8 protein-coding genes are annotated in these 11,869 nt (G+C 55.4%); 7 read left to right on the plus strand and 1 reads right to left on the minus strand.

The genetic code is table 11. The features are described 5' to 3' along the window. Nucleotides 1-220: 220 nt before the first annotated feature. A complete protein-coding gene (locus ACFIOZ_RS03000; RefSeq protein ID WP_386082174.1) occupies nucleotides 221-1,804 on the plus strand; it encodes a glucan biosynthesis protein G in 1,584 nt (527 codons plus the stop codon). Further along, nucleotides 1,797-4,304, plus strand: a complete 2,508-nt coding sequence (gene mdoH / locus ACFIOZ_RS03005) for a glucans biosynthesis glucosyltransferase MdoH (RefSeq protein ID WP_386082176.1) — start codon at nucleotides 1,797-1,799, stop codon at nucleotides 4,302-4,304. Before ACFIOZ_RS03000 ends, mdoH begins: the two co-directional genes overlap by 8 nt. An 82-nt stretch (nucleotides 4,305-4,386) precedes the next feature. Here mdoH and ACFIOZ_RS03010 read toward each other — a convergent pair whose 3' ends face one another. Then, complete coding sequence (locus tag ACFIOZ_RS03010; protein WP_386082178.1) at nucleotides 4,387-5,334, minus strand: helix-turn-helix domain-containing protein; 948 nt, start codon at nucleotides 5,332-5,334, stop codon at nucleotides 4,387-4,389. A gap of 214 nt (nucleotides 5,335-5,548) precedes the next feature. On the opposite strand from ACFIOZ_RS03010, the gene ACFIOZ_RS03015 reads away from it, so the two are divergent. The 5 genes from ACFIOZ_RS03015 to aceK all read left to right on the plus strand — a co-directional run bounded on the left by ACFIOZ_RS03015 (nucleotide 5,549) and on the right by aceK (nucleotide 11,835). Continuing rightward, entirely contained in the window at nucleotides 5,549-6,964 is a 1,416-nt protein-coding gene (locus tag ACFIOZ_RS03015) for an ethanolamine ammonia-lyase subunit EutB (protein ID WP_386082180.1), read from the plus strand. Further along, entirely contained in the window at nucleotides 6,954-7,790 is an 837-nt protein-coding gene (gene eutC / locus ACFIOZ_RS03020; protein ID WP_386082182.1) for an ethanolamine ammonia-lyase subunit EutC, read from the plus strand. The genes ACFIOZ_RS03015 and eutC overlap by 11 nt, the downstream gene beginning before the upstream one ends. Before the next feature lie 165 nt (nucleotides 7,791-7,955). After that, the gene (gene eat, locus ACFIOZ_RS03025; protein WP_386082183.1) at nucleotides 7,956-9,395 is read left to right on the plus strand and encodes an ethanolamine permease; all 1,440 of its coding nucleotides are present in this window, start codon (nucleotides 7,956-7,958) and stop codon (nucleotides 9,393-9,395) included. Between the two features lie 100 nt (nucleotides 9,396-9,495). Next, a complete protein-coding gene (locus ACFIOZ_RS03030; RefSeq protein WP_386082184.1) occupies nucleotides 9,496-9,990 on the plus strand; it encodes a CIA30 family protein in 495 nt (164 codons plus the stop codon). Between the two features lie 84 nt (nucleotides 9,991-10,074). After that, nucleotides 10,075-11,835, plus strand: a complete 1,761-nt coding sequence (gene aceK / locus ACFIOZ_RS03035) for a bifunctional isocitrate dehydrogenase kinase/phosphatase (protein ID WP_386082186.1) — start codon at nucleotides 10,075-10,077, stop codon at nucleotides 11,833-11,835. Nucleotides 11,836-11,869 lie beyond the last annotated feature (34 nt).

The following is an 11,869-nucleotide window of genomic DNA, read 5'->3' on the forward strand; positions in this document are numbered from 1 at the left end:
TTTCAAAAAGCCCGGCCAGTCAGGGTGCCAAGTAGTCTAGACTCATGCTATACCTAAGCTGTAATCTCAACTTCATATGCGCTCACGGTGTGTGCTTTAGCGATGGTGAGCAATAGCAAAAGGACGCATTTAGCTGATCGAAAGGACTCTATCGTATGTCGGTTCGGCAAATAAGCGAATTTGAATTCAGTCAAAGGATTGTACAGGAGCATTACGCTAAATGAGTGGATCGACCCTGCGAAATATACTTTCACGCCGAAAAGGCTTTTTTTCAGTAGCCGTACTAGGCGGGTTACTGGTTGGAAGCCTCCCTGCTGAGGCTTTGGCGTTTGGCTTCGATGATGTCGCCAGAAGAGCAGAGGAGCTCGCCCAGCAGGGCTACCGTGCCCCAGAAACGTCCTTGCCGGATCAGTTGCGTGAACTCAGCTATACCGAGTATTCGCAAATACAGTTCAAACGTGATCGCGACGTATGGAGCGGTAAAGGCGCACCTTTCACGCTGAGCTTTATCCCTGAAGGAATGCATTATGACAGTGCTATCCAATTAAACAGTATTGATCAGGCGGGCGAGGTTCACGCCTTTGCTTACAACCCCGACGATTTTACCTACGGTGATTTAGACATCTCCGACGATGTTAAGCAGAGCGATGGCGTGGGTATCGCTGGCGTCAGAATCAATCACTCACCCAACGGTGTTGATAGTAATGAGGTGATGGTATTTCTGGGCGCAAGCTATTTTCGCGCGGTGGGAAGTGGTCAGGTTTACGGTCTTTCAGGACGAGGGTTGGCCGTTGACACAGGATTATCTTCGGGCGAAGAGTTCCCCCGCTTTAGCGAAATTTGGATTGTCGAACCAAGCCCAGAAAGTCAGTACTTGACGATTTTCGCCCTGCTGGACTCGCCTAGCGTTACCGGTGCCTACCGCTTCGTCCTACGTCCCGGAGAAGATACTTTAGTCGACGTACAGTCGCGGCTATATCTGCGTCGGGCAGTTGAGAAGCTGGGGATTGCACCGCTAACCAGTATGTATCTCTACGGCCCGGAGCAGCCTTCCTCGACACAACACTATATCCCGGCCATGCATGACTCGAATGGGCTCTTAATCAGTGATGCGCAGAATGGCTGGCTCTGGCGCCCGCTAGCCAATCCGGCCAGATTGATGATGAATAGGCATGCAGCACCTCAGTTACGCGGTTATGGCTTGATGCAGCGCGGCCATAATTTTAGCGATTATCAGGATATTGATGCACGTTATGATTTGCGCCCAAGCGCCTGGATTGAGCCACGCAACGCGTGGGGAGCCGGTAGCGTTGAGCTGATTCAGATTCCGACAGACAACGAGACCAACGACAACATCGTCTCGATGTGGCTGTCTGATGAACCCCATGAGCCAGGCGCACCGCTGGCATTCGATTACCGTATTACGTTCACTGCAAGTGAAAGCCGCCACCTTGATCCTGAGCTTGCCTGGGTTGCAGAGACGCGTCGCTCACGGGGGGAGGTGATTCGCGATGACCTGGTGCGTGAGCCCGACGGGACACTCGCCTTCGTTCTCGACTTTGTCGGGCCCTCGCTTGAAGGTATCGGCAACGGTGCCAATCTAAGCGTTGAAGCCAGCGTCGGCGAGAGTGGCGAATTGGCTAATAGCCGCGTTGTGCATAATCCGGCCACTAACGGTTGGCGCGTGTTTGTCAACGTGAAGCGCAATAACGGTAATCAGCCTTTGGATATCAGGGCCAAGCTAATGCTTGATGGCAAGCCACTATCTGAGACTTGGTACTATAGGTTGCCCGCCAATGGCTGAAACAATGTCTTCTTTGCAGGCAACGCCAACGGATATCTATTTAGAGCGGTTGGCGTTGGAGACCCAGGATCGTGAGGAGCGCTACAAGTTACTGGTCGGTGATCTTGATAAACACGAAATGGCTTCGCTGCATGCGGCGTTGGGTGGAGAGAGAGATTGGCAGAGTAAAGAGAGTGATGACCCGGCAGCACTGTCAGTGGGTAGGCGCTTGGCGCTTGCCTATGCAGAGCCGCCACTAGCGCCACCGGAAGTGCTGTCAACGGACACGTCGGGCATTACACGACTCCGCACTGCGCCAGCGATGAAGCGAACGCCGCTGGCCCCCCAGCAGTGGTCGACTAATCCTTTTGTGAATATCGGCCGACGTTTCAAGCGCTGGGCTAACGGAGATTTCCGTCGGCGCAGAAGAGCGTCACCCTCCGCGTCTTGGAAGTGGGTCGCCTCAAGGCGTCGCTGGATTTTGCTGGTGCTGATTTTTGGTCAAAGTATCATCGCCGCCAATCAGATGCGTACCGTACTCCCCGGCCAAGGCCTACAGTGGCTTGAGATCACTATCCTATCGTTGTTTGTGCTGCTATTCGCCTGGGTATCCGCAGGGTTTTGGACGGCCTTGATGGGGTTTTTCCAGCTATTACGACGCCATGACCGCTACGCCATTGATAGCGAGGTGGGTGACGAGCCGATTGATGATGAGGCACGTACAGCGTTGCTGGTGCCCATCTGCAACGAGGACGTTGCCAGGGTATTTGCCGGGGTGCGCGCCACCCTGGAGTCTTTGCGCAGCACGGGTAATGATCGGCATTTTGATATCTTCATCCTCAGCGATACGTCCGATCCCGATACTGCCATTCAAGAAACCTATGCCTGGTTGGTGTTGTGCCGCGATCTAGAGGCCTTCGGACAGGTCTTCTATCGCCGTCGACAGCGTCGTGTGAAACGTAAGAGCGGTAACCTTGACGATTTTTGCCGACGCTGGGGAGCACTCTATCGCTATATGCTGGTATTGGATGCCGATAGCGTCATGAGTGGCCAATGCCTTACCCGGCTGGTGCAAATGATGGAGGTGCACGCCAATGTGGGTATTATCCAAACGGCGCCACGTGCTTCCGGACGTCTCAATTTATACGCTCGCATGCAGCAGTTTGCGACGCGGGTTTACGGGCCGCTGTTTACCGCCGGGCTGCATTTTTGGCAGTTAGGTGAGTCGCACTATTGGGGCCATAACGCGATCATTCGCCTAGCCCCGTTTATGCAGCACTGCATCCTGGCGCCACTGCCCGGTAAAGGCTCCATGTCGGGCGAGATTTTATCCCATGATTTTGTCGAGGCAGCGCTGATGCGCCGCGCCGGTTGGGGGGTATGGATTGCCTACCAACTGGAGGGCAGCTATGAGGAAATGCCACCTAATCTGCTCGATGAGCTCAATCGCGACCGACGCTGGTGCCACGGCAATTTGATGAACTTCCGGCTGTTTTTTTCGCAAGGCATTCACCCCGTGCATCGTGCCGTTTTCCTGACCGGTTTAATGTCTTATCTTTCAGCGCCGCTATGGTGTCTTTTCTTAGTTCTCTCTACCGCACTTTTAGCCGTGCATACGTTTAGTACCCCCGACTACTTTCCTGAGCCGGGGATGCTGTTTCCTGTTTGGCCGCAGTGGAACCCCACCTTAGCGGTGGGGTTGTTTGGTGTGACGGCAATACTGCTGTTCTTGCCTAAACTGCTCAGCGTATTGCTGGTGTGGATACAGGGTAGCCGTCAATTTGGCGGGCCACTCAAGGTGTTGGCAAGCATGGTGCTTGAGTCGCTATTCTCGATGCTATTGGCGCCAGTCAGGATGCTGTTTCACACTCGCTTTGTGCTCACGTCATTAATGGGGTGGGCGGTTCAGTGGCGCTCACCATCACGGGAAAATAGCGACACGACCTGGGGGGATGCCTTCCGCGCTCATTGGAGTCAAACCCTAATAGGAGCTGTGTGGGCCGCGGGTGTTTACGTTATGGAGCCGACATTTCTTTGGTGGCTCTCGCCCATCGTCGTCGCATTGATGCTTTCGATCCCGGTATCGGCGCTGTCGAGCCGTGTCTCGTTAGGGCGGTTCTGCTTCCAAAGGCGGCTGTTCCGGATTCCCGACGAAACGCAACCGCCACGGGTACTGCGGCGCATGGTGAGCTTGCTCTCTCGCATGAACACAGGAATGGCGGCGCCCTCCTTTGCCCAAGTGGTGGTAGACCCCGTACCCAATGCATTGGCCACTGCCTTAGCTACATCACGGCATACCGATGTCGAACCCATACGTCGACGTCGAGCCGAGCGGGTGGCACGCGGAGTAAGGATGGGGCCAGCGGCGATGAGTCGGTTGGAGCGTTTGGATTTTCTAGATGACCCGGTGATGCTGTCGCAGCTGCACTATCATATTTGGGACGACAGCAAGGCGCACCACAGTTGGTTTGATTGTGGTCTGCCAGGGCGTGAATCCAAGCACCTGCCAACCTTTAATTAAACAAAATGGCGCGCGTTTAATAACTACCGCCCTCAATCAGGCCAGCTGAGAGGCTGGCTTGTCTTGCCTAGCCGCTATTGGCTCAAAATGCTCTCCCATTAAGCGTTTGCGAAGGCGACTCGCCAAACTGCTGCTTGTAGTCATGGGCAAATTGCCCCAGATGCCAGAAGCCCCAATAGGTGGCTATGTCGGTTACCGACTGCTCCGACGATGCTGCCCGCAGTGCCCTGCGTACGCGATTCAGTCGTGTCAGGCGTAAAAACTGTAGTGGGCTAATGCCTAAAATGGTCGTAAAGCTGTATTGCAGCGTGCGGCGACTAACATGGGTTAGCTGGCAAAGCTCCTCCATGGTCACTGGGCCATCCAAGTGCTCGTCAACATAGCGCTTAACGCGGTCAACCACTTCCTTGCGGTGAGCATAGCTGGGTGGCAGCTCAGCGCTAGGCTGCTCGGCTTGCAGCAGTTCCAGCAGCGCCATAAGCAGAATATCTTGATGAATATGGCTGGCGATCGTCAGCGTCTGGCTGGTGAGTAAACGTTCGATAAGAAACGATACGGCATTCAGTGTTTCCTTGGGCGCAGGCCGACGCGGTCTCTCCTGCCAGTGCTTATCCAAGCTCACGCCCTGCCGTTGGGCGGCCTCTGCTAGTGCTGGCAGTTGAATCACTAGTCCATAGATATCGAAGGTTTCGGGGGTTACCAGTTCAAAGTCCCTCCCGCCAGGGCGGCACATCACCTCGCCCGCGCTAAGCGGTTGACCATTGATACGCGTACCTTGGCGAGTGGTAGGAATCCCGATCCACAGCGAGTTTGGCCACACCCGGCAATCCTGACGTAGCGCCTGCCCGGTGTACTCCTTAAACACCTGCATGGTTTCAAGTGCCACTTCATCCAGGCGACCATAGAAGCTGCCAGGACTAAGCTGGTCGTACTCCTGCTGCCAGCGCGTCAGGTTTTGCGCGTGCTCATCGGCATCAAACGCTTCCTGAATGCATCTTTTTGGTGCAAATGCGCTGCAGAGTGTGGTCATGGGGAGCTCCTCAGGGCGTTATACGTACTCAAAACTGTCTGGTGAACGCCTTAACTTTCTGTATTTGTTTACATTTATAAAATAATACCGGGTTTGCCAAAACTCGATACTCGCTATCTATTGATAACGCTATGGTAGAAACAAGCAAGTTTTCTACCTCAACGCGCTGTCAGCGCGATGACAAAGCAGACGTCATATAAAAAAGGAAAACTCCATGGCGCAGACCTATCACACCACGGTGGGGAGCCGCAGCTACCGCTTCGCAAGCCTAACCGAGCTGATGGCCAAAGCTACGCCGCCTCGTTCCGGTGACCGTTTGGCCGGTGTCATGGCGGAGAGTGCCGAAGAGCGTGTGGTCGCCCAAATGGTATTGGCCGAACTGCCGCTCACTACTTTTTTAAACGAAGCGTTGATTCCTTATGAAGAGGATGAGATCACCCGGCTGATTATGGATGATCATGATGCCGCCGCCTTCGCTTCCATCAGCCACCTCACCGTGGGCGACTTTCGTAACTGGCTGCTCTCCGACTACGCCACCAGTGAGGTACTAACGCAAGTCCGTGCGGGTATTACTCCTGAAATGGCCGCCGCCGTCAGTAAGCTGATGCGCAATCAGGATCTGATTCTGGTGGCCAAAAAGTGCCGGGTCACCACGGCGTTTCGTAACACCATTGGCCTGGCGGGCAGGCTCTCGACCCGGCTCCAGCCGAATCACCCCACCGATGATGTCACCGGCATTGCCGCCAGTATTCTCGATGGGCTTCTCTATGGCAGCGGTGACGCGGTAATCGGCATCAATCCCGCCACCGATAACGTCGCCCAGAGCGTCAAGCTGATGCGCCTGATGGATGAGGTGATTCAGAAGTATCAAATCCCCACCCAATCCTGCGTGCTTACCCATGTGACGAACACGCTGGAAGCGATCGAGCAAGGCGCCCCGGTCGATCTGGTGTTTCAATCCATTGGCGGCACCGAGGCCACTAACCGCAGCTTTGGTTTTGACTTGAGCACCCTGGCGGAAGCCGAAGCGGCGGCGCAGTCGCTGAACCGCGGCACGGTGGGGCGCAACGTGATGTATTTCGAAACCGGTCAGGGCAGTTCGCTCTCCGCCGATGCCCATCACGGGCTCGACCAGCAAACCTGTGAAGCCCGCGCCTACGCGGTGGCGCGCAAGTTTAATCCACTGCTGGTGAATACCGTGGTGGGCTTTATCGGCCCTGAGTACCTGTTCGATGGCAAAGAGATCACCCGCGCAGGGCTTGAAGACCACTTCTGCGGCAAGCTGCTGGGCGTACCTATGGGCTGCGACGTTTGCTATACCAACCACGCCGAGGCTGATCAGAATGATATGGATAACCTGCTCACGCTGCTTGGCGTGGCGGGCTGCAACTTCATTATGGGCATCCCCGGCTCTGACGACATTATGCTCAATTACCAGACCACCTCCTTTCACGACGCACTCTACGCCCGGCGAGTACTGGGGTTGAAGGCAGCACCGGAATTTGAGCGCTGGCTCGAAGAGATGCAGATCTTCCAGGATATCAGCACCCATCGGCTCAACGACCAGTTGCCCGCCGCCTTTGCCAACAGCTTGCGCCACCTGCCCAAGGAGCCAAGCCATGGCAGTTAAACCTTCATCCCCCATCGTGGTGGAAAACCCCTGGGAGCGGCTGAACGCCTTTACCGATGCGCGGATTGGCTTGGGGCGTGCGGGGGTTAGCCTGCCCACCAACAAGCTGTTGGCGTTTCAACTCGCCCACGCCCAGGCCCAGGACGCCGTTCATACCCCACTGGATGTTGACGCGCTGGCCAGCGAGTTAACAGAGGCGCTTGAGGTATCAGAGGCCCCCATACGCTTACATAGCCATGCCCAGGATCGCGCCATGTATCTGCAGCGGCCCGACTATGGCCGACGCCTCAATAACGAAACACGTGAACAGTTGCAGCAAGCCGCTGCCTCTCAGCAGCGCTATGACCTTGCGGTGGTGATTGTCGATGGGCTCTCTGCGCTGGCCGTTCAGCAGAACAGTGCGCCGTTTCTTAGCGCGCTTTATCAACTGCTTGATAAAGATGGCGCTGATTGGCAGCTAGCGCCGTTAACCATTGTGGAGCAGGGGCGGGTGGCCATAGGTGATGAGGTTGGTGCACTGCTTAATGCCGATGCCGTGCTGGTGATGATCGGCGAACGGCCAGGGCTAAGCTCACCGGATAGTCTGGGGCTGTATATGACCTGGGCACCGGAGCCGGGGCTAAAAGATGATCGGCGCAACTGTATCTCCAACGTACGCCCGGCAGGTCTACAAGTGGAGGAGGCTGCTCGACGCTTCTTTCTACTGTTAAAAGAGGCCCGTCAGCTCAAAGTATCCGGGGTTAAGTTAAAAGACCGCAGTGAGGACGATGTGCTGGAAGGTGATGCCTCATCCGGTTCAACACGCAATTTCTTGGTCGCTGATTAACGACCTTGGCCTACGGCAAAATCCGTATAACAGCAGGCGTATAACAACGAACGTTTAACAATCAGGACGTAACAATTCTCCAATAACAATATGGAACGCAGTAAGCAGCCTATAGCAAAGCACGCCGCTGACGACACTTTCGTTCCACACCATGAGGGTAAAAAGATGACACAACCATCTGTTGATGAAGCGTATCTGGCCAAGCGCCAACTGCGCAAAGGTACCGCTGGCTGGATGCTGCTGGCGGGGCTAGGGGTTTCCTATGTGATTTCCGGTGACTTCGCTGGCTGGAACTTTGGCATCGCCGAAGCGGGTTGGGGCGGCTTTGCTATTGCTGCTTGCTTGATGGCACTGATGTATTTGGCGCTGGTGCTTTCACTGGCGGAAATGTCCGCAGCAATTCCCGCCGCGGGGGGCGGCTACAGCTTTGCCCGCCAGGCGATGGGACCTGCCGGTGGCTACCTGACCGGCCTGGCGGTACTCATTGAGTACGCTTTAGCCCCGGCGGCCATTGTGATTTTTATCGGAGCCGCCGTTGAAGCCCTGCTGGGGATTAATGGCCCGCTGGTGTATCTGCTGTTTTACGCCATTTTTATCGGCATCCACTTGGCGGGCGTGGGGGAAGCGCTAAAGGTCATGATGGTGATTAGTGGCTTGGCAGTGTTCGCCATTCTGGCCACCGCCGTCGCACTGATCGGTGATTTTGATGCCGCCAACCTGTTCGATATCGCGCCCACTGATGCCGCGGGGTCGAGCACCTTTATGCCGTTTGGCTGGTACGGAGTTTGGGCGGCGCTGCCGTTCGGTATGTGGCTGTTTCTGGCGGTGGAAGGCGTACCGCTTGCCGCGGAAGAGGCCAAAGACCCCGCCCGGGATATGCCCAAAGGGATTATCGGTGCGATGCTGTTCTTGCTGTTTACCGCCTTGTTAGTGGTGGTGTTGCTGGCCGGTGCTGCGGGTGCTGAAATGATCGGTCAAAGCGGCGTGCCGCTGGTGGATGCGCTGAATGCCGCGGGGAATCCTACCCTGGCTACGCTGGTCAATGTGCTGGGCTTAGCCGGGCTCATTGCCTCCTTCTTCTCGATCATTTATGGCTACAGCCGGTTGGTGTTTGCGCTCTCACGGGCGGGCTACCTGCCTAAGCAACTATCACTAACCAGCGGGCGCAAAGTGCCCTATTTGGCACTGATCGTGCCGGGCATATTTGGCTTTTTGGTGTCACTCAGCGGCGAAGGTGATCTGATGTTAGGGATGGCCGTGGTCGGTGCTACCATCTCCTATGCGCTGATGGCGCTGAGCCATATTATGCTGCGGGTAAAACAACCCGACCTTCCGCGCCCCTATAAAACCCCTGGCGGCGTGGTGACGTCCGGCATTGCGCTGGTGCTGTCACTGGTGGCGCTAACCGGTGTCTATGCTTTTGATCCCCGCGCCTTTAACTACACCATCGTACTGTTTATTGCTGGTGCGGCTTACTACTTCCTATATAGCAAACACCATCTGGTGGCGAAAACCGCTGAAGAAGAGTTTGCCCTGGTGGTGGCATCTCCCGAAGACCTGGATGATGCAGATGCTGCCCCGGTGGCCGCGACGACCAAGCTTTAATGTGTCGTGCTAATCACCTAGTCTGACGATGTCACGTCTATGGAGCCTCTGTGCCTCACGGTGCAGAGGCTTTTTTTTAAACTGAAATTAAGGAGCCAACATGGCGCTGATATTTGATGATCCTAACGAACAGCAGCGCTGGTATGCTGTGGATGATGGCGTCATGGGCGGTGTTTCCCAGAGCACCTTCAGTGTTGTCGATGGTGAAGGGCGTTTTCACGGTGAGGTCTCGTTTGAAAACGGCGGTGGCTTTGCCTCCGTTCGCCGCGAGCCCAACGGCTTCGAACCCACGCTAGCGGGTGCCCCGGGCATCGCGCTGACCGTGCGGGGCGACGGACGTACCTATCAACTACGTCTGAAAAGCACCGCCCTGGGCAGTGCTTCTGCCTATCGGGTGAAATTTACGCCTGCTCAAGATGCCTGGGAGACGCTGCACTTTTCATGGGATGCTTTTGAAGCAGTGCGGCGGGGAACGGTATTGAGTGACGCCCCAGCAGTAACGCCAAGTGATATTCACCAACTCGGCTTTTTGATTGCTGACCGCACGTCTGGCGCCTTCTGCTTACAGGTCAAACATATAGAACTCTTGCCCTAAATGAGCACGGGGGGCCCACCAAGGTCTTCCCGCATGTAGTTTTCCGCTAGGCAACGCTGGTGCAAATCAACAGGAGTTCAACCCGTGAAGCACTCACCTGCATACCGACTCGCGACGACGATCTTGCATGGTTTTGACGAGTACCGCGCGCGCTTTAAGGAGATCACCTGTGACGCCAGCCGACGCTTTCGAGATGCCGCATGGCGTGAAGCCCAGCAGGCGTCGGCAGAACGCATCAATCTCTATAAGGAAAAAATCGACGTCACCCTGGGGCGCTTAAAGCGTACTTTTGACCCGGAGGTGGTGGCTCACTGTGAGTGCTGGCGGGAAGCGCGTAACCACTACGCCGAACTGATCAGCCATCGGCTCGACTATGAGTTAGCGGAGACGTTCTTTAACTCGCTGTTCTGCGCGATCTTCCACCACCGCCATATTCGCAACGACTGGATGTTTGTGTATAGCTCACGGGAGGATGCTGCTCACCACTCAGGGATAGAGTTATGCCGTCGACAAAGGGTTAACGGCGACTGGCAGGCGGCGCTTAAATGGGCCCTGGAAGGCGCGATGTTGGAGAATCGCTTTGCAGATATCGACCGTGATACCCAGCTAGGCGCAACGTTTTTACAGCAGCACTTGCCAGCGGCGATTTTGAGCGCTGATAACACTGAAATCGAACTGCTCAATAGCGTCTTCTATCGCAATAAAGGCGCCTACCTGGTCGGGCGAATCCTGGGCGGCGGCGAGCAGGTGCCGCTGGTGCTGCCGGTACTCCACGGGGAAGGATTTGGTGAGCAGCAGGGGGGCGACTCCAGTCTGCACCTGGATACGGTATTGATCGAAACCGATGAGGTGTCGATCATCTTCTCCTTCACCCGCGCCTATTTTCAGGTTGAGGTGGCGGTACCCAGAGAGTTTGTCGACTACCTGCAGCAGTTAATGCCGCACAAGCCTGAAGGCGAGCTCTACGCTGCCATCGGTTTCTTCAAGCATGGTAAAACCGAGTTTTTCCGGGCCTTGAACCGTCAGGTCGCCAAGCGCGAAGATCAGTTTATTATTGCGCCGGGGGTACGCGGCATGGTCATGGCGGTGTTTGTGCTGCCCAGCTTTCGCACCGTGTTTAAGATCATCAAAGATAAATTCGACCCGGCCAAAGAGGTGACCCATGCCGTGGTGCGCGAGAAGTATCGGCTGGTAAAGCGCCATGACCGGGTAGGGCGCATGGCCGATACCCAGGAGTTTTCAAACTTTATTGTTCGTCAGGATCACTTTGCCCCCGAGTGTTTGGAGCATCTGCTGGAAGTGGCGCCTTCAACGGTGGTGCTACGAGATGACAAAGTCATCATCAAGCACTGCTATACCGAGCGGATGATGACACCGCTCAATATCTACCTGGAGCAGTGCAACGACAAAGAGAAGGAGATGGTGCTCAAGGATTACGGCAACGCCATTAAGCAGATGGCGGCAGCAAATATTTTCCCAGGCGATATGCTGCTGAAAAATTTTGGTGTGACGCGCCATGGCCGGGTGATCTTCTACGACTACGATGAGGTCTGCTACCTCACCGAATGCCGTTTCCGACATATCCCTAAATCCCACGGCAATGACTTTCAGGGAGGCGAAACGCTCTCCATCGGCCCCAACGATATCTTTCCAGAGGAGTTTGGGCCTTTTATGTTTGCCAATAAAGCGCTGCGCGATATGTTCATGCACCAGCATCCTGAACTCTTTGACCCGGATTACTGGCTGGAACTGCAACAGGCCATTATCGATGGTCGCGTCATTGATGTTTACCCTTATCGCAATAAGCAGCGCTTTGCAGGCAGTATTGGCCAGCTAGTATATTAGATGGCTATTGAAGGCGCAGTGAATCATAAACGAC

The sequence above is a fragment of the Vreelandella sp. F11 genome, from assembly GCF_042466685.1.
In the GTDB taxonomy this organism is placed as follows: Bacteria; Pseudomonadota; Gammaproteobacteria; order Pseudomonadales; family Halomonadaceae; genus Vreelandella.

Coding starts and splice junctions, on each gene's coding strand:
- ACFIOZ_RS03000 (WP_386082174.1), top strand. CDS start 221: ATGAGTGGATCGACCCTGCGAAATATACTTTCACGCCGAAAAGGCTTT.
- ACFIOZ_RS03010 (WP_386082178.1), bottom strand. CDS start 5,334: ATGACCACACTCTGCAGCGCATTTGCACCAAAAAGATGCATTCAGGAA.
- mdoH (WP_386082176.1), top strand. CDS start 1,797: ATGGCTGAAACAATGTCTTCTTTGCAGGCAACGCCAACGGATATCTAT.
- ACFIOZ_RS03015 (WP_386082180.1), top strand. CDS start 5,549: ATGGCGCAGACCTATCACACCACGGTGGGGAGCCGCAGCTACCGCTTC.
- ACFIOZ_RS03030 (WP_386082184.1), top strand. CDS start 9,496: ATGGCGCTGATATTTGATGATCCTAACGAACAGCAGCGCTGGTATGCT.
- eutC (WP_386082182.1), top strand. CDS start 6,954: ATGGCAGTTAAACCTTCATCCCCCATCGTGGTGGAAAACCCCTGGGAG.
- eat (WP_386082183.1), top strand. CDS start 7,956: ATGACACAACCATCTGTTGATGAAGCGTATCTGGCCAAGCGCCAACTG.